We start from the raw sequence: 16,696 nt of genomic DNA, 5'->3' as shown, positions 1-16,696 counted from the left end.
TGATGGAATCGAAGGCTGCTGCGCTAGCTGATCTTGCGGGCGGCGCGGCGTTTGCTGAGTTCGTCGCCGGGGAACGACTGGTCACTGGCGTGTTCGCTGGGAAGGGCCGCGAGGCTGCCTTCCACTTCCCGCCAGACGCGGCCGACGGCGATGCCGAAAACGCCCTGCCCACCCTGGACGAGGTCGATCACTTCGTCGGCCGAAGTGCACTCGTACACACTGGCGCCGTCGCTCATGAGGGTGATCTGGGCGAGATCCTCGACCCCGCGCTCCCGGAGGTGCTCCACGGCGGAGCGGATCTGCTGCAGCGAAACGCCGGTATCGAGGAGGCGCTTGACGACCTTGAGGACAAGAATGTCGCGGAAACCGTAGAGCCGCTGGGAGCCGGAACCGGCGGCGCCGCGGACTGCGGGTTCGACCAGACCGGTGCGTGCCCAGTAGTCCAGCTGGCGGTAGGTGATGCCGGCGGCCTTGCAGGCGGTGGGACCGCGGTAGCCCGCGTCCTCATCCAGGACAGGAAGATCCTCGGTGAACAGCAGGCCCTGGGCACCGCTGGCGGGCACGGCGATACCAGCCGTCGAGGGCTGTTTGAGCTCGCCCGCTTCGCCTTTCGGACTCACGTGGATCCTCCTTGTCTTGGCTCCCTGCGGAAGATGCAGCTGCAACCAGGTGGCACTAGCTAAACAAAACACAGCTGGATAAAATTCATCCGTGTAATTCTGCCGGGGCCGCACCTTCCAGTGTGACCTGTGCGGCTGTTGCGTGCAATGGGAACTTGTACTTCTGACGTTAGGCCTGCCGGGGCCCAAGGTCAAAGACCTTGGGGGAATTGCCGGGGCGTGTCGAAACTTTCATCCTCGGCTTTAACCTTGGGTGGCCTCAGCCGGCGAAGTCCTCGGGTTCGACGTCGTCGAGGAACTCGCGGAAGCGGCGCAACTCCCCCTCTTCGTCGACGGCGGGACCGGGATGGGTGTCTTCACCCTCGTCGTGTTCGGTGATCCTGACGCCGGCCTCTTCCATCACGGCCTCAGCGCACCAGATCCGGCACTTGGCGCGGAGGGCCAGCGCCAGGGCATCGGAGGCCCGGGAACTGACCGTGGTCCCATTGTCGAACTGGAGTTGTCCGTAGAAGATGTTGTCCTCCACGGCGGCGATATTGACGCTGACAATCGTGTGGCCGAGGGATTCGACGACGTCGATCAGCAGGTCGTGGGTCATCGGGCGCGGCGGCACGACCCCCTGCTGGGCGAGGGCGATGGCGCTGGCTTCGGGAGTGCCGATCCAGATCGGCACGTGCCGCTCCCCGTGGATCTCCTTGAGCAGGACCAGCGGCTGGTTGGAGGGCAGTTCAATCCGCACGCCTACAATTTCCACCTCAATCATCAGATGTCCATCCTCGAGATGCGGTCCAGGACCAGGGCCCGGTGCAGGCTGAGGCACAACTCGCTGATCTCCCGGGCCTCCTCGGCGGCACGGGCGTGGGAAGCGGCATCCTTGCGCGAGGTCAGCGTCGCCACGGCTCGCTCCACGAGCCCGAACTCGCGTTCGGCGGCCGCCTGGAACGGCCGCAAGTGCCGTGGTTCCAGGCCGTGGCCCTCCAACTGGACGCACGCACGGGCGACCTGGAGGGCGTATTCATCGAATTTGCCGTTGACGTGGCCGATCAGGCCGAAGCTCAGCAGCGACTCGAGCATCGGCACGCTCGCGCCGGACTCGGCGCGGAGTTGTTCCTCGGTGAGCCGGCGGACCCGGTTCTGCAGTTCGGACGCCAGTTCCTCGGAGACGATCCGCGGCGAGACCGTGACGCCGGGCGGCAGGTTCTCGGGGCGTTCTCCGCGGTCGATGGCTTCGAGGTAGTCCTTGATGACCTTCAACGGCAGATACTGGTCGCGCTGGAGCGCCAGCACGAAGCGCAGCCGCTCGACGTCGCTTTCGGCGTACTGCCGGTACCCGGCCGGGGTCCGCTGGGGGTTGATCAGTCCCTTTTCCTCCAGGAACCGGATTTTTGACGCGGTCATGCTGGGGAAGTCGTCACTCAGCTGAGCCAGGACTTCCCCGATGTTCAGAACCTGGGGTCCGCGCCGTTCCGCTTGTGCCATGGCCACAGGCAGCTACCCCGGAATCAGACGTTGCCTGCTGCGCGGGCAGGACTCAGGTAGAAGGTGAGGCGGAACTTCCCGATCTGCACTTCGTTGCCGGACTTGAGTTCGACACTGTCGACGCGGTCGTGGTTCACGTAGGTGCCGTTCAGGCTTCCGGTGTCCACGACTTCGAAGCTGCGCGCTGTGCGGCGGAACTCGACGTGCCGGCGGGAAACCGTGACGTCATCGAGGAAGATGTCGGCGTCCGGGTGCCGGCCCGCCGTCGTGATGTCCGAGTCCAGCAGGAAGCGGGCGCCCATGTTGGGTCCGCTGTGTGCCACCAGCAGGGCAGAACCGTACGGCAGCGCCTCAACCGCGGCCCGCTCCTCTACCGAGAGCTTCGGCGTGATGGTCGGTTCATCGCGGACCGGAGTGAGGTTGATCGACGTGGTCTCCGAAGCCTTCACTCCACCCGTGCCAAAACCGTCACCGGTGTTGTTGCGTTCGTGCCCAAACATTGATTCCTCCATTCGTTGCAGGTGTCCCCCCTGCAAACAACGCATGCCGTCCGGAAATGCCCGGCAAATCCGGGATTCACCCCTCGGCGGGACGTTGTTTCGCTGGTTTACCAACGGCTGTTTCAACGGCCCGGCCCGAATGGGCTTCTCTTTAGCCTACCTGTTGTTCGTACTCCGATGCACTGAGCAACGACTCGATCGCGTCGGCTTCCGCGAGCTTGATTTCCATCAGCCAACCATCGCCATACGGATCGGAATTGATCAGGGCCGAGTCCGTGTCGAGCGCCTCGTTGCGGGAGACAACTTCACCGGAAACAGGGGCGTAGATGTCGCTGACGCTCTTGGTGGATTCCACCTCGCCGATGACGTCGTTTGCCTTGATCGTGGTGCCGGCCTCCGGCATCTGGGCATAGACGACGTCCCCAAGCGCGTCCTGGGCAAAATCGGTGATGCCCACGCGCACAACGCCGTCGGCATTCGGGGCAGACACCCATTCGTGTTCTGCGGTGTAGGACAGCTCTTCGGGAATGTTGCTCATGACGGGCCTTTCCTCGGGTCAATCACCAATGTCGGCGGCGGTCACCTGAACTGTCCGCCGCTGAAAGTATAGGCATATCCGGCCGGACCCGGGGAGGACTCTGACATGATGGGGCCATGACCGAACAAGCCGGTAACGGCTAGGCAAATGCCTGAGCTTCCAGAAGTCGCGGCCCTGACGGATTTTCTCGCCGTCCACCTGCGCGGGGCCGTGGTCACGAAGTTCCAGCTCGTCTCCTTCGCGGTGCTCAAAACGGCCGATCCGCCGTTCTCCCAGCTGGAGGGCAGGACCGTGACCGGGGTGCGCCGCTTTGGAAAGTTCGTCAGCGTGGAGGCCGACGGCCTGCATTTGGTCTTCCACCTGGCCAGGGCCGGCTGGGTCCGCTTCACGGACACGCCGCACGATATTCCGCTGAAAATGGGCAAAGGACATCTCGCGGCGCGGCTGTTGTTTTCCGGTGAGTCCGGCCCGCTGGGCCTGGATCTGACCGAGGCGGGCACTAAAAAGAGCCTGGCCATCTATGTGGTCCGCGGTCCGCAGGACGTCCCGGGAATCGCCGCCCTGGGGCCGGACCCGTTCAGTCCCGGGTTCGACGTCGATGCCCTGGCCGGGATCCTGGCCGGCAGTTCCCAGCAGATCAAGGGCGTGCTGCGGAGCCAGAGCGCAATGGCCGGCATCGGGAACGCATACAGTGACGAGATCCTGCACGCCGCCAGGATCTCACCCTTCGCTGTGGCCAGAACCCTGGACCGGGATACGGTCCAGGTCCTCTACGATGCCATCCACAACATTCTGGGGACAGCCCTGCAGGAAGCCAGCGGCAAGCCGCCCAGGGAGCTCAAGGACACCAAGCGAAGCCACATGAGGGTCCATGGCCGGACGGGTGAAGCGTGCCCGGTGTGCGGTGACACCGTTCGCGAGGTTTCTTTTGCGGACACGGCCCTGCAGTACTGTCCGGGCTGCCAGACCAAGGGAAAGATCCTGGCCGACCGCCGGACGTCGCGGTTCCTGAAATAGCCCGCCTGGGAACCACCGCGGAGAAACAGAAAACCCCGCCATTCCCTGATCGGGAATGGCGGGGTAATTGCTTGTTGGTCGGGCTGACAGGATTTGAACCTGCGACCCCTTGACCCCCAGTCAAGTGCGCTACCAAGCTGCGCTACAGCCCGTTAGTCCCGCCGTTCTCCGCCCTGATGATTACTCTCTTGTTTATCCAGAAGAGTTCATCTGAGCAGTCCGGCCGAACCACCTCCAAAAGCTTACACGATTCCGGAGGGTGCCCGCGCCACTTTCAGCATGTCACGGGCAGGTGTGTCGGAATTAACGCTTCTTGCCGCGCTTTTCCCGCACACGCATGTTGACCTCGATCGGCGTGCCCTCGAACCCGAAGGTCTCGCGGAGCCGGCGGGTGATGAAGCGGCGGTAGCCGGGATCCAGGAACCCGGTGGTGAAGAGCACGAACTTCGGCGGCCGGCTGGACGCCTGGGTGCCGAAGAGGATGCGGGGCTGCTTGCCGCCGCGGACCGGGTGCGGGTGCGCGGCAACCAGTTCGCCCAGGAAGGCGTTGAGCCGGCCCGTGGCGATCCGCTTGTCCCAGCTTTCCAGGGCGGTGTCAAGGGCCGGGACCAGCCGGTCCTTGTGCCACCCGGTCAGCGCCGAGATGTTGACGCGCGGAGCCCACGCCACGTGGGCCAGGTCCTGCTCGATTTCGCGCTCCAGGTAGGTGCGGCGTTCGTCGTCCAGCAGGTCCCACTTGTTGAAGGCGAGAACCAGTGCCCGCCCGGATTCGATGGCCAGCTGCAGGATGCGGACGTCCTGCTCGCTGAGCACTTCGTCCACCGCGAGGAGCACAACGGCGACCTCCGCCTTTTCGAGGGCGCTCTGCGTGCGCAGGGAGGCGTAGAAGTCCGCGCCCTGTGCCATATGCTGGCGGCGGCGGATGCCGGCGGTGTCGACAAAGCGCCAGGTGCGGCCGCCGAGTTCGATGAACTCATCGACCGGGTCACGCGTGGTGCCGGCGGTGTTGTCCACAACTACGCGCTCGGAGCCGGCCAGCTTGTTCAGCAGCGAGGACTTGCCAACGTTCGGGCGCCCGATCAGGGCGATGCGGCGCGGACCGCCGGAGCGTTCCAGGCCTTCGATCGTGGAGTACTCGGGCAGAGTGTCCATCACGTGGTCCAGGAGGTCGGCGACGCCGCGGCCGTGCAGAGCGGAGACGGGGTACGGCTCGCCGAAGCCGAGTCCCCAGAGCCTGGCCGAGTCGGCTTCCTGCGCGAAGTCGTCCACCTTGTTGGCCACCATGATGACCGGCTTTTTGGACTTCCGGAGCATCTTCACGACGGCTTCGTCCGTGGCGGTGGCGCCGACGGCGGAGTCGACGACGAACAGCACGGCGTCGGCGAGCTCCACGGCCATCTCGGCCTGTTCGGCGACGCGGGCGTGGATGCCGCGGGCGTCGTGCTCCCAGCCGCCGGTGTCGACGACGGTGAAGTTCCGGCCGTTCCAGGTGGCCGAGTACATGACCCGGTCACGTGTGACGCCGGGGGTGTCTTCCACCACGGCTTCGCGGCGGCCCAGGATCCGATTCACCAGGGTGGACTTGCCCACGTTGGGCCGGCCGATGATGGCCAGGACCGGGTCAAGCTTGACCGGGCCGTCGAAATCCTCGTCGTCGTACGCGCCGCTCAGGAGGGCGGCGTCGTCTTCGTCCAGCTCGTAGTCGTCCAGGCCGGCCCGGAGGGAGGCCGCGCGGAGCTCCGCTTCCTCATCGTCCAGGGCGGCGAGGTGCTCGGCCACCTGGTCCGTGCCGGTGGGCGTGTATTCGTCTTCGCCGGCGCCAAACTGGCCGGAGGTTTGAGTCGTATCGCTCATTGCACTTTCCTTATGGGGTGATCTGCCGGCGTCCCGGCTACTGCTTCATGACGTTCTTGCGGGGAATCCGCGTCGGGCAGGGGCTGCCCGGTTTTTTGGATCGCGTCCTGGACATGGCGGGCCAGCGCGGCGCGGATCTCGGTTCCGGCCCTGTCCATTGAAACACGCCCGGTCTCGCCGGGCCTGCGGCTGACATTGAGGGCCCCGCCGAAGCTGACGTGCAGCCGACGGCGGAACCGCGGAACGGCGTCGAGGTGTTCGCCGGCCTGCCGGGTACCGAGGATGGCCACGGGGACCACTGTCGCACCGGAGTTCAGCGCGAGCCAGGCGACCCCCTTGTTGATGGCGGAGGCTTCGCCGCTCCCCCGCGTCCCTTCGGGGAGGATCCCGACACACCGTCCGGCGTCGAGGACGCTCTTGGCTGTGAGGAGGGCCGCCCGGTCACCCGTGCGGTCGACCGCCAGCTGGCCGGAGGCCCGGAGGACCTGGCCCAGGACGCCGGTGAACATTTCCTTCTTGACCAGGATGTGCATGGCCCGGGGGGAAGCCCCGAACATCACGGGCCCGTCCAGGAAGCTGATGTGGTTTCCGGCGAAGATCACCGGTCCGGTGGCCGGGACGTTGGACCGCCCGGTCACCGAGGTCCGGTAGAGGACATGGTCCAGGGTCCAGCCCACGGGCCGGCTCCAGAGCATTGTCCACGGGGACGGGACCTGGGCCGGCGGCCGCTGCCCGGCGTCAGTCACGGTGGAGCGCCTGGTGGTTGACGATGCCGTGCACGATGCCGAGTGCTGCGTCAACGGTCTGGGCGAAGTCGAGCTCCGAGGAGTCCAGCGTCACCACTCCGTCGGCGGCCCGGGTGAAGTTCACCACGGTTGAGTCCTTCGCGTCGCGCAGGGTCACCTGCGCTGCCAGCTGTTCGGCGTTCTGGCTGCCGCCAAGCTGGATGCCGCGGCGGCGCAGGCGCGCCTCCGCGCTTGCGGTGAGCAGCATCCGCACTTCGGCATGGGGCGCGACGACGGTGGTGATGTCCCGGCCTTCGACCACCATGCGGTGGTGGTGCTTTTTGATTAGTTCGCGCTGCCGGCGGATCAGTTCGGTACGGGCCCCGAGTGTGGTGGCAACGGCGCTGACGGCGGCGGAGATGGCCGGCTCGCGGATCGCGAGCGTGACGTCGGTGCCGCCGACCCGAACGTAGTCCTCCAGCGGACTCGTGCTGATTTCCAGCACAAGGTTCTCGGCTGCAGCCTCGACGGCGGCGCCGTCATCCAGGTCGGTGCCGCTGTCCAGGCAGAGCCAGGTCAGGGCACGGTACATGGCGCCGGTGTCGAGGTAGGCCAGCTTGAGCCGGCGTGCCACCTCTTTGCTGACGCTGGACTTGCCCGATCCGGACGGCCCGTCGATGGCGACGACAAGGCTCTTGCCGGGGCGCAGAATTTCCACGGTTTCAATCAGTTCCTGGGTCATTACTGGAGTACCCGCCATCCACGGTCATTGAGGGCTTCGATTAGCAGTTCGTGTTTGTTGGGCAGCACGGAGATTTCCACCATGCCCACGTTCTGTCCGGAGGAGTGGTCCAGCCGGAGGTCCTCGAGGTTGACGCCGATTTCGCCGATCTCCGTCAGGAGCCTGGCGATCTGTCCGGGCGTGTCATCCACCAGGACCGTCAGCCAGGAGTAGGCCTGCGGCGGTCCGCCGTGCTTGCCCGGGATCCGGGACTGGCCGGCGTTGCCTTCGCTGATCAGCTGGGCAAGGTCCAGCCGGGCACCGGGCGCTGTCGGGTTCTCGAGCGTGCCGATGACGCGGTTGAGGTCCTCGCGGACGCCATGCAGGATCTCCACGACCTTCTCGGCGTTCGCTCCGAGGATCTGTACCCACAGGGTCGGATCACTCGCCGCGATCCGGGTGACATCCCGCAGTCCGTTGCCGGCGAGGGACAGCGCGTGCAGCGGGGTGCCCTGCAGCCGGCTGGCCACAAGCGAGGACACGACCTGGGGCACGTGCGAGACGAGCGCCACTGCCTCGTCGTGTTCCTCGGCCCCGAATTCGGCGACGACGGCGCCGAGGTCCACGGCCAGCGCCCGGGCTGTCTGCAGGGCCCGCGGCAGGGACTCCGCGGACGGGCACAGGACCCACGGCATGGAGGTGAAGAGCTCGCCGCGGGCCGCAACCGGACCCGATTTTTCACGGCCGGCCATCGGGTGGGTGCCCACGTAGCGGCTGAGGTCGGCGCCGCGGCTGCGGAGCTCGGCCTGGATGCCGGCTTTTACGCTGGCGATGTCCACGACGGTGGCCCCGGGGTAGTCGGCGAGGGCGCGTTCGACAACGTCCGCCGTGACATCCGGCGGTGCTGCGACGACAACGAGTTCCGGCTGGTCACCGTCAAGGCGCGCCAAGGGCAGGCCCGCACCGATATCAACGGCGACGGCCTGGTTGGTAGGCGAAGGGTCGGAGAGGTAGACGGCCACTCCGCGGCCCCGCAGCCCCAGCCCGATGCTGGTGCCCAGGAGCCCGGTGCCCACGACCACGACCGGACCGTTGAGGTGGCCGCGGCCGAGGGTGCGAAAGGCGGACACGCCTACAGCCCTACGGATGCCAGCAGGTGGCCGACTTCCTGCCTGCCAAGGTTCCGGATGCTGCCCTGGCGCTGGTCGCCGAGGCCGATGGGGCCGATCTTTACGCGGACCAGGCGGAGCACCGGGAAGCCGACGGCGTCGAAGAGTCGACGGACGATCCGGTTCTTGCCCGAGTGCAGCACAACCTCGATCAGCACGTGGCCCGGGGTGGAGTCCACGAGCCGGAAGGAGTCAACCGACGCGATGCCGTCCTCGAGTTCCACGCCGGCCTTGAGCTCGGCGCCGATGCCCTGCGGGAACGGCCCGCGGACCTGTACCAGGTAGGTCTTGGGGACCTCGTAGGAGGGGTGCGTGAGTCGGTTGGCGAGTTCGCCGTCGTTCGTCAGCAGCAGCAGCCCCTCCGTGGCAACGTCGAGGCGTCCGACGTGGAACAGGCGTTCGCCGTGGTTGTTGCGGACGAAGTCGCTGATGCAGGGACGGCCGTCCGGGTCCTCCATCGTGGAGACAACACCCTTGGGCTTGTTGAACACCATGTAGACCATGTTCTCGTCCAGCTGGATGCGCAGACCATCGACATGGATCACGGCGGTCTTCGGGTCGACGCGGACGCCGAGTTCGGTGACGACCTGGCCGTCAACCTCAACGCGGCCCTCGGCGATCATTTCCTCGCAGACGCGCCGTGAGGCGACGCCGGCCGAGGCCATGACCTTCTGCAGGCGGATGCCGTCGGAGTCGTGCAGTTCGGACTGGGGCACTTCGGCGCGGGGTCCGCGCTTACGGGCCGGCTTGCGCACGGGCCCGAGGCTCTGGCCAAAGCGTTCGCTGCCAAAGGCGCGGGCGCCGGCGGTCCTGGGGGCGCCGGTGCGCGGCTTGGGCTTGAGCGCGCCGGGCGTGCCGGGGGCCTTGCCGAAGCCGGGTTTGCGGGCGGCAGCCTTGCGGGCAGCTTCCTTGCCGGACGGTGCTTTACCGGACGGTGCTTTACCGGACGGTGCTGCGGACTTCCAGTCGCCGGAGGCGGGCCGGCCGGCGGGCGCGCCGTCAGGTCCCTGCAGGTCCGGATCGATGAAAGCCTCTTCGCGGGGCTTGGGGTGCTTGAAGGGGCGGTCTGCGCCGCCCTTGAAGCCGGCTCCGCCGCCGCGGCTGCCGGCGCCGCGGCCTGCACCGCCTGGTGCGCCGCGGCCGGAGCCCTGCGCTGAGTTTTGTCCGGCGCTGTTGCGTCCCGAACTGTTACGTGGTGAACCCTGGCGTCCCGCCTGTGTCATGACCCGTCCTTCGTTTGTTGGCCAACGGCCGCTGTCTCCCGACAACCCCCGCCGGCTGGGGCAAAAAGCCTTTGCCCTGGTGGATACCCGTGCGTAGGCAGTTGTTCCTGCCTACATTCTTCCTGCGTCGTAGAACTCTTCGATGCCTTCCAGCCCCGGAAGATGGGGTGAAAGTTGCGGCAATTCCGACACCGAGCCGATTCCCATGCGCTCCAGGAAATACGACGTCGTGCGGTACAGGTTCGCCCCGGACTCCGGATCAGTTCCCGAGTCCTCGATCAGCCCCCGCTGCGTCAGCGTCCGCACGACAGAGTCAACATTGACTCCTCGAATTGCAGACACCCTCGCCCGTGATACGGGCTGGCGGTAAGCGATGACGGCGAGCGTTTCGAGCGCCGCCTGCGTCAGCCTGGCTGTCTGTCCCTCCAGCACGAATCCGCCGACGATGTCCGCGAACTCAGTGCGCGAATAGATCCGCCAGCCTCCGGCGATATTCCGCAATTCAAAACCCCGGGGGGTGGAACTGAAGCCGTTGAAACTGGCATCGTGCACATCCGGGGCATTAACAGTATAGCCGTTATACTCCCGCTGCAGTTCCACGAGCAGCCCCTCGACGACGTCGACGGTCAGGTTCAGGCCCGAGGCCAACTCGGTGGCCGTCGCCGGCTGGTCGATCACCATCAGGACAGCCTCGAGCGCGGCACGGGCGCCGCCGGGGAGGCTGCCGACGTCGGGGCCGGCGTCGTTGGCCGCTGCTGGGCCGGCTGCAGCGGTTGCCGGCCCGGCTGCTTGTCCGGGCACGGTATTGTTCATGGCTGCTCCTCATATTCTTCGCTCAGGTTTTCGCTGCTCCAGGCGTCCCCATCCGCGGTCCAGCGGATCGTCAGGTCCCCCAGCGGGAGCAATTGTTCGAAGGCCACTGCCTTGTCCCGGAACAGCTCCAGCAGTGCCAGGAAGCGGGCCACGACCACGAGGGTGGACCCGGCGTCGGCGATCAGCGCGCGGAAGGTGAGCGGGGTGCCCAGCCGGAGCCGGCGGCCCAGCAGTTCGGCCTGCTCCTTGACGCTGACGGGGGTGCCGTGAAGGTGGGTGAGGCCGATCTCGGTGGGCGCGGCTTCCCTGGGTTTGAGCGCGGCCTCGGCCAGGCCGGCGAACTGCTGCGGGGTGTGCCGCCAGAGGAGTTCCGGCAGCAGTGCCGCGAAGTGTCCCTCCAGCGCGACCTGCCGCGGATACCGGCGGGCCTCCTGCTCCAGGGTGGACCCCATCATGCCCGCCACCTGTTTGAACGCTTTGTACTGCAGGAGCCGCGCGAAGAGCAGGTCGCGGGCCTCGAGCAGCGCGATGTCTTCCTCGTCTTCAACCTCGCCGGCCGGCAACAGCCGGGCCGCCTTGAGGTCCAGCAGGGTGGCGGCGATGACGAGGAATTCGCTGGCCTCATCGAGCGCCCATTCCTCGCCCAAGTTCTGGAGGCCCTTGATGTACTTGATGAACTCATCGGTGACGGTGGACAGCGCCACTTCCGTGATGTCCAGCTGGTGCTTGGAAATCAGCCCGAGGAGCAGGTCGAAGGGCCCAGTGAAGTTGGCGAGCCGGACCTCGAAGCCCGGCTTCTTCTCGGCCGGTGCCGCCAGCTCCGCCGTGGGAGCAGCCGATTCTGCCACGGCCCCGGTTAGGGCGCGCCGCCGCGCGAAATAAGCTCTTTGGCCAGGTTGCGGTACGCGTCGGCGCCGATGTGGTTGCCGGCGTAGCTGGTGATGGGCTCCGCCGCGACGGTGGCGTCCGCGAATTTGATGGACCGCTTGATGACCGTCTCGAAGACCTTGTCCCCGAAGGCCTCCACGAGGCGGGATATCACCTCGCGGCTGTGCAGTGTGCGGGCGTCATACATGGTGGCGAGGACGCCGTCGACCTGGAGCCGGGGGTTCAGGCGGTCCTGGACCTTGTCGATGGTCTCCACCAGCAGTGCCACGGCGCGCAGGGCGAAGAACTCGCAGATCAGTGGGATGATGACGCCGTGGGCGGCGGTCAGTGCGTTCACCGTGAGCAGGCCCAGCGAGGGCTGGCAGTCGATCAGGACGACGTCGTAGTCATCCTCAACCTTCTTCAGGGCCCGGTCCAGCACTTGTTCGCGGGCGACCTCGTTGACGAGCTGGACTTCCGCGGCGGACAGGTCGATGTTGGCCGGGAGCAGGTCCACGTTCTCGACGCCGGTCTGATGGATGGCGTCGCGGATGTCGACCTTGCGGTCCATCAGGACGTTGTAGACCGTGAGGTCCAGCTCGTGCGGGTTGATGCCGAGACCGGCGGAGAGGGCACCCTGCGGGTCGAAGTCCACGAGGAGCACGCGGCGGCCGTACTCAGCGAGTGCGGCGGCAAGGTTGATGGTGGAGGTGGTTTTGCCCACTCCGCCCTTCTGGTTGACCATGGCGATGACGCGCGCGGGGCCGTGGGATGACAGCGGAGCGGGCTCCGGAAAGTCGCGTTGGGGGCGCCCCGTGGGGCCCATGACGGCATCTTCCAGATCGAGTTCGGTGCCTTCCAGAGTTGCTGAACCCTGTTCGCTGCTCACGTATCTATCCACACTTTCGATGACGGTGATTGTGGTGCCTGGTTTTGCTGCCGCTGGGCCTCCAGGGCCGATCTTGTTCCTCCCAAGGTTACAGCGCCCGACACGGTATTCCGTGAACCTTGACAGCGGCCAAAATTTGAGCCTCAACCTTCTGGTAGAAGTCGAAGGTTACCGGCGTGGCACGCAGAACCGCCCGGACGCTTGCGGCGTCCGGGCGGTCCCGGTCAGCGGCCGGCGGGGCCGGCGCGGCTGGAACAGCTCAGGCGTTGGCCAGGACCGGCTGCTCCGGAGCCACAGCCTCCGGGTCAGTTCCGTGACCGGCGATCATGGTCTCCTCGTTGAAGGGTTCGTTGCCGGAGAGGACCCGTTCGACCTGTCCGCCGTCGATCTCCTTGACCCAGGTTCCGATCAGGACGGTGGCGACGGCGTTGCCGGTGAAGTTGGTCAGGGCGCGGGCCTCGGACATGAACCGGTCGATGCCGACGATCATGCCCACGCCGCCCAGCAGCTGAGGTGCGTGCGCCTGGAGTCCGGCGGCCAGGGTGGCCAGGCCGGCGCCGGTCACACCGGCGGCACCCTTGGAAGCGATGATCATAAAGACCAGCAGCGAAACCTGGGCGCCGAGGTCCAGCGGGGTGCCCATGGCGTTGGCGACGAACAGTGCGGCCATGGTCAGGTAGATGGCCGTGCCGTCGAGGTTGAAGGAGTAGCCGGTGGGAACGGTGACGCCGACGACGGGCTTGGACACGCCGAGGTGTTCCATCTTCGCGATCAGGCGCGGCAGCGCCGCTTCGGAGGATGAGGTGGAGAAGATCAGCAGGTATTCGCGGCCGAGGTACTTCATCAGCCGGAAGATGTTGACGCCGGCGACGATCCTGAGCAGGCCGCCGAGGACCACGACGATGAACAGGGCGCAGGTGATGTAGAAGGCGATCATCAGGGTGGCCATGCTGAAGATGGCCTGCATGCCGGTCGCACCGACGACGGCGGCGATCGCGCCGAAGGCTCCGACCGGGGCCAGCCACATGATCATGACCAGGATGCGGAAGACGAGGGCCTGGCCGTAGCCGACTGCCTTGAGGATCGGGGCACCCTGGGGGCCCATCTGCTGGAGGGCGAAGCCGACCAGGATCGCGCCGAGCAGGGTCGGCAGGACCGGGATGTCGCCGGGGATGATGCCGAGCAGGAAGTCGACGGTGCTGTCCGTGGCCGCCTTCTTGTTCGGGTCGTAGGGGGCGAGCTTGAGGCCCTCGCCCGGGTGGATCAGGTTGCCGACGACCAGGCCGATGGCCAGCGCGAAGGTGGACATCACCATGAAGTAGCCCAGGGCCAGACCGCCGACCTTGCCGACCGTGGCCGCCTTGGCGATGGAGCCGATGCCGAGGACGATGGTGCAGAAGATGACCGGGCCGATCATCATTTTAATGAGTTTGATGAACCCGTCGCCCAACGGCTTGAGGGACTTGCCGACCTCGGGGAACATGAGCCCGACCAGGGCGCCGAGGATAACGGCCGCGATGACCGCGATATAGAGATAATGGGATTTGTCGAGTCCCTTGCGCTTCTTGGCCGGCGTCGCGGCCGCTGACTCTCCTCGCTGAGAGGTCATGGTGTTCTCCTTGGATAGGCTGGACGTCGGTGCGGCACAGGCTGTGGGGCCCGTCACGTCCGTTCTGCGTGTTCCACCATCATTGGGGATTCAGTGACGCGCATCACCGTTGCGTTCATATTGGTCATGGAAGGTGTTGATGATCCACCGCTGGAGCATCGCCCGACGGCTGTTTGTGGCCCATCTGCTGTTCATGCTGACGCTGACGGCCGTTGTCGGCACTGCCGCGTTCGTTGATGCGCGCGACCGGTCCTATGACGAGGCCGGCCGGCGGATGGCCGCCGTCGCGACCGCGGTGGCCGACAATCCCCTGGTGCTGGACGCGGCGGGCGCCGCGGACCCCTCCGCCGTATTGCAGCCCTATGCGATGAAGGTCATGGAGCACGCGGATGCGGATTTCATCACGATCATGGCGCCGGACCGCACCCGGTGGACCCACCCCCGGGATGAGGAGCTGGGCAAACCCTATATCGGGTCCATTGAGGCGGCCCTGAACGGCCAGGTCTTCACCGAGATCACCGCCGGCACGCTCGGCCCCTCCGTGCGCACGATCGCGCCGGTCCAGGACGCGGACGGCACCGTGCGGGCACTGGTGGCCGCCGGAGTGACCGTCCGCACGGTGGACATCGCCGTTTCCGGCCGGCTGACGGCGCTGGCAGCCATCGGGCTGGCGCTGCTGGCCGCCGGATCGCTGGCCTCCTGGCTGCTGGGGCGGTACCTGCGCCAGGTGACCCGCGGCTGGGGTCCGGAGCAGCTCGCCCAGCTCTTCGCCTACTACGAATCGGTGCTCCACTCGGTCCGCGAGGGCGTCATCCTGATCGATCCCAAGGGCAAGGTCGTGATGTACAACGACCAGGCCGCCGAACTGCTGGGACTGGCACCACTCTCCTCCGACGCCGGAGGCGCGCCCGCCGGGTCCGGCCGCGGCGGGCGGCAGGAGGCACCGTCCCTCGAGGCGCTCCCGCTGGCCCCCAGCCTCCGGGAGCTGTTCGAATCGGGAAGGACCGCCTTCGACGAGATCCATCTGACCGGCTCCCGCATCCTCGTCGTGAACCAGGGACCGGCCGTGGGGCCCGGTTCCGCCGGGGGGCGGACGAACGCGGCCGTCTACGGGACGGTGGCGACGATCCGCGACCGCACCGAAATCGAGTCGCTCGGCAGCGAGCTGGAGACCATGCACACCCTCTCCGACGCCCTGCGGGCCCAGACCCACGAGCATGCGAACCGGCTGCACACCATCGTCTCCCTGATGGAACTAGGACGCGGAGCGGAAGCCCTCGACTTCGCCACCGGGGACCTTGAACTCAGCCAGCGGCTGACCGACGACGTGGTGAGCTCCATCGACGAGCCCGTGCTCGGGGCCCTGATCATGGGCAAGGCCGCCGAGGCCCACGAGCGCGGCGTCGAGTTGACCCTCAACACGGCCGGGGACGGGCAGGGTCCGGCCCTGGCGACCGGGCTGGCAGTACAGGACCTCGTCGCGATCCTCGGCAACCTCCTGGACAATGCCATCGACGCCGCCGCCGAGGCACCGGCGCCGAAACTCGTGGAGCTCACCGTGGCAGCGTCCGCCGGGTCCCTGGAAATCAGCGTGGAGGACAGCGGTCCCGGGATCGATCCGCAGGCCGTGGAGGACATCTTCCGGCACGGCTTCAGCACCAAGTCTCCGGGGCCGTTCGGCCGGGGCCTCGGCCTGGCCCTGGTCCGCCAGGCGGTGCAGCGGCTCGGCGGCACGATGACAATCTCGAGCCCGGCCGGGGCCCTGTTCCGCGTCACGCTGCCGACGGCTCCGCCGGCAATACTGCCGGCAGCGCCGCCGGCACCACTGACCACCGAGGGAAAGCCATGAGCAACATCCGCGTACTCGTCGTCGAAGACGAGCCGATCGCAGCAGCCGCCCACGCCGCCTATGTCGGCCGGCTGGAGGGATTCACGGTGGCCGGAGCGGCCCCGGACGGGCATTCGGCGCTCCGGCTGATGACGGAATTCGCGGCTGCGGGCACCCCGGTGGACCTGGTGCTGCTGGACATGAACCTTCCGGACCTGCACGGCCTCGACATCGCCCGCCGCATGCGTGCGGCCGGGCTGTTCGCGGACATCATCGCCATCACCGCCGTCCGGGAACTGACCATTGTCCGCAGCGCGGTGGCCATCGGGGTGGTCCAGTACCTGATCAAGCCCTTCACTTATGCCACCTTCGCGGACAAGCTCACGAGCTACCGTCACTTCCGCGAGCAACTGGCCTCCCCCGCCGCCGGGCAGGGCGGTCCCGGGGCGTCGCAGAGCGATGTGGACCAGGCGTTCGCGAGCCTGCGGGCCCCGTCGGAGCTGCCGCTGCCCAAGGGGCTGGCGACGTCCACGCTGGAATCGGTCCAGGACTTCATGAAGCAGCAGCCCGGGGCCGTGTCGGCCAGCGAAGTGATGGACGCTCTCGGCATGTCCCGGGTGACTGCCCGGCGCTATCTTGAATACCTCGCCGACGCGGGCACGGTCACGCGGACCGCGCGCTACGGCACGCCCGGCCGGCCGGAGAACGAATACCGCTGGGCCCGGCCGGCGTCGTAAGCTTTCACCCCGCCGGGCTGATATGACTTGAGTTAGTCCTTCCCAAACACCTCCGGAGATGTCAGGACGGGATGTATCAGATTCCCTTGGGGCCCCCTGGCGGGTTG

17 protein-coding genes and 1 tRNA gene are annotated in these 16,696 nt (G+C 66.9%); 3 read left to right on the top strand and 15 right to left on the bottom strand.

Annotation, left to right across the window (positions count from 1 at the left end):
* Positions 1 to 23: 23 nt before the first annotated feature.
* From J2X01_RS16475 to gcvH, 5 genes are all read right to left on the bottom strand, one after another.
* On the bottom strand, positions 24 to 620 hold the full coding sequence (locus tag J2X01_RS16475; RefSeq protein WP_310059780.1) for a MerR family transcriptional regulator: 597 nt from the start codon (positions 618 to 620) through the stop codon (positions 24 to 26).
* A 259-nt stretch (positions 621 to 879) separates the two neighbouring features.
* Complete coding sequence (locus J2X01_RS16470; RefSeq protein ID WP_310059778.1) at positions 880 to 1,383, bottom strand: bifunctional nuclease family protein; 504 nt, start codon at positions 1,381 to 1,383, stop codon at positions 880 to 882.
* On the bottom strand, positions 1,383 to 2,099 hold the full coding sequence (ftsR, locus tag J2X01_RS16465) for a transcriptional regulator FtsR (protein ID WP_310059776.1): 717 nt from the start codon (positions 2,097 to 2,099) through the stop codon (positions 1,383 to 1,385). The genes J2X01_RS16470 and ftsR overlap by 1 nt, the downstream gene beginning before the upstream one ends.
* Before the next feature lie 23 nt (positions 2,100 to 2,122).
* Positions 2,123 to 2,599 (bottom strand): FHA domain-containing protein, encoded by a 477-nt coding sequence (locus J2X01_RS16460; RefSeq protein WP_310059772.1) that lies wholly within the window; start codon positions 2,597 to 2,599, stop codon positions 2,123 to 2,125.
* Positions 2,600 to 2,750: 151 nt separating this feature from the next.
* Positions 2,751 to 3,137, bottom strand: a complete 387-nt coding sequence (gene gcvH / locus J2X01_RS16455) for a glycine cleavage system protein GcvH (protein WP_310059769.1) — start codon at positions 3,135 to 3,137, stop codon at positions 2,751 to 2,753.
* A 147-nt stretch (positions 3,138 to 3,284) separates the two neighbouring features.
* Here gcvH and J2X01_RS16450 point away from each other — a divergent pair, with 147 nt between their 5' ends.
* The gene (locus J2X01_RS16450; RefSeq protein ID WP_310059766.1) at positions 3,285 to 4,154 is read left to right on the top strand and encodes an Fpg/Nei family DNA glycosylase; all 870 of its coding nucleotides are present in this window, start codon (positions 3,285 to 3,287) and stop codon (positions 4,152 to 4,154) included.
* Positions 4,155 to 4,229: 75 nt separating this feature from the next.
* Here the strand turns inward: J2X01_RS16450 and J2X01_RS16445 are convergent.
* The 10 genes from J2X01_RS16445 to J2X01_RS16400 all read right to left on the bottom strand — a co-directional run bounded on the left by J2X01_RS16445 (position 4,230) and on the right by J2X01_RS16400 (position 14,024).
* Positions 4,230 to 4,306: transfer RNA gene (locus J2X01_RS16445), tRNA-Pro, on the bottom strand.
* Between the two features lie 151 nt (positions 4,307 to 4,457).
* Positions 4,458 to 6,008, bottom strand: coding sequence for a ribosome biogenesis GTPase Der (der, locus tag J2X01_RS16440; protein ID WP_310059763.1), 1,551 nt, complete (start codon positions 6,006 to 6,008; stop codon positions 4,458 to 4,460).
* Complete coding sequence (locus J2X01_RS16435; RefSeq protein WP_310059934.1) at positions 6,005 to 6,703, bottom strand: lysophospholipid acyltransferase family protein; 699 nt, start codon at positions 6,701 to 6,703, stop codon at positions 6,005 to 6,007. Before J2X01_RS16435 ends, der begins: the two co-directional genes overlap by 4 nt.
* Before the next feature lie 43 nt (positions 6,704 to 6,746).
* On the bottom strand, positions 6,747 to 7,475 hold the full coding sequence (cmk, locus tag J2X01_RS16430) for a (d)CMP kinase (RefSeq protein WP_310059760.1): 729 nt from the start codon (positions 7,473 to 7,475) through the stop codon (positions 6,747 to 6,749).
* Positions 7,475 to 8,584 carry a prephenate dehydrogenase gene (locus J2X01_RS16425; protein WP_310059757.1) on the bottom strand — a complete coding sequence of 370 codons (1,110 nt, stop codon included), beginning with the start codon at positions 8,582 to 8,584 and terminating at the stop codon, positions 7,475 to 7,477. The genes cmk and J2X01_RS16425 overlap by 1 nt, the downstream gene beginning before the upstream one ends.
* A gap of 2 nt (positions 8,585 to 8,586) precedes the next feature.
* Positions 8,587 to 9,846 (bottom strand): pseudouridine synthase, encoded by a 1,260-nt coding sequence (locus tag J2X01_RS16420; protein ID WP_310059753.1) that lies wholly within the window; start codon positions 9,844 to 9,846, stop codon positions 8,587 to 8,589.
* A gap of 111 nt (positions 9,847 to 9,957) precedes the next feature.
* The gene (gene scpB, locus J2X01_RS16415) at positions 9,958 to 10,659 is read right to left on the bottom strand and encodes an SMC-Scp complex subunit ScpB (protein WP_310059750.1); all 702 of its coding nucleotides are present in this window, start codon (positions 10,657 to 10,659) and stop codon (positions 9,958 to 9,960) included.
* Positions 10,656 to 11,507 carry a segregation and condensation protein A gene (locus J2X01_RS16410; protein ID WP_310059747.1) on the bottom strand — a complete coding sequence of 284 codons (852 nt, stop codon included), beginning with the start codon at positions 11,505 to 11,507 and terminating at the stop codon, positions 10,656 to 10,658. Before J2X01_RS16410 ends, scpB begins: the two co-directional genes overlap by 4 nt.
* An 8-nt stretch (positions 11,508 to 11,515) precedes the next feature.
* The gene (locus tag J2X01_RS16405) at positions 11,516 to 12,415 is read right to left on the bottom strand and encodes a ParA family protein (protein WP_310059744.1); all 900 of its coding nucleotides are present in this window, start codon (positions 12,413 to 12,415) and stop codon (positions 11,516 to 11,518) included.
* A gap of 259 nt (positions 12,416 to 12,674) precedes the next feature.
* Entirely contained in the window at positions 12,675 to 14,024 is a 1,350-nt protein-coding gene (locus J2X01_RS16400; protein ID WP_310059741.1) for a cation:dicarboxylate symporter family transporter, read from the bottom strand.
* A gap of 139 nt (positions 14,025 to 14,163) precedes the next feature.
* On the opposite strand from J2X01_RS16400, the gene J2X01_RS16395 reads away from it, so the two are divergent.
* Both J2X01_RS16395 and J2X01_RS16390 read left to right on the top strand, forming a co-directional pair.
* Positions 14,164 to 15,873, top strand: coding sequence for a sensor histidine kinase (locus tag J2X01_RS16395; RefSeq protein ID WP_310059737.1), 1,710 nt, complete (start codon positions 14,164 to 14,166; stop codon positions 15,871 to 15,873).
* Positions 15,870 to 16,589, top strand: coding sequence for a response regulator (locus J2X01_RS16390; protein WP_310059734.1), 720 nt, complete (start codon positions 15,870 to 15,872; stop codon positions 16,587 to 16,589). The genes J2X01_RS16395 and J2X01_RS16390 overlap by 4 nt, the downstream gene beginning before the upstream one ends.
* The last annotated feature ends 107 nt before the right edge of the window (positions 16,590 to 16,696 follow it).

The organism is Arthrobacter ginsengisoli (assembly GCF_031456935.1).
GTDB lineage: Bacteria > Actinomycetota > Actinomycetes > Actinomycetales > Micrococcaceae > Arthrobacter > Arthrobacter ginsengisoli.
Note: the sequence above shows the minus strand (reverse complement) of the source record. Positions and strands in the feature narration are given on the sequence as shown.

Excerpts from the sequence above, each read along its gene's own strand:
- J2X01_RS16470 (WP_310059778.1), bottom strand. The coding sequence starts at position 1,383 with ATGATTGAGGTGGAAATTGTAGGCGTGCGGATTGAACTGCCCTCCAAC.
- ftsR (WP_310059776.1), bottom strand. The coding sequence starts at position 2,099 with ATGGCACAAGCGGAACGGCGCGGACCCCAGGTTCTGAACATCGGGGAA.
- J2X01_RS16460 (WP_310059772.1), bottom strand. The coding sequence starts at position 2,599 with ATGTTTGGGCACGAACGCAACAACACCGGTGACGGTTTTGGCACGGGT.
- gcvH (WP_310059769.1), bottom strand. The coding sequence starts at position 3,137 with ATGAGCAACATTCCCGAAGAGCTGTCCTACACCGCAGAACACGAATGG.
- J2X01_RS16450 (WP_310059766.1), top strand. The coding sequence starts at position 3,285 with ATGCCTGAGCTTCCAGAAGTCGCGGCCCTGACGGATTTTCTCGCCGTC.
- der (WP_310059763.1), bottom strand. The coding sequence starts at position 6,008 with ATGAGCGATACGACTCAAACCTCCGGCCAGTTTGGCGCCGGCGAAGAC.
- J2X01_RS16435 (WP_310059934.1), bottom strand. The coding sequence starts at position 6,703 with ATGCTCTGGAGCCGGCCCGTGGGCTGGACCCTGGACCATGTCCTCTAC.
- cmk (WP_310059760.1), bottom strand. The coding sequence starts at position 7,475 with ATGACCCAGGAACTGATTGAAACCGTGGAAATTCTGCGCCCCGGCAAG.
- J2X01_RS16420 (WP_310059753.1), bottom strand. The coding sequence starts at position 9,846 with ATGACACAGGCGGGACGCCAGGGTTCACCACGTAACAGTTCGGGACGC.
- scpB (WP_310059750.1), bottom strand. The coding sequence starts at position 10,659 with ATGAACAATACCGTGCCCGGACAAGCAGCCGGGCCGGCAACCGCTGCA.
- J2X01_RS16400 (WP_310059741.1), bottom strand. The coding sequence starts at position 14,024 with ATGACCTCTCAGCGAGGAGAGTCAGCGGCCGCGACGCCGGCCAAGAAG.
- J2X01_RS16395 (WP_310059737.1), top strand. The coding sequence starts at position 14,164 with ATGATCCACCGCTGGAGCATCGCCCGACGGCTGTTTGTGGCCCATCTG.
- J2X01_RS16390 (WP_310059734.1), top strand. The coding sequence starts at position 15,870 with ATGAGCAACATCCGCGTACTCGTCGTCGAAGACGAGCCGATCGCAGCA.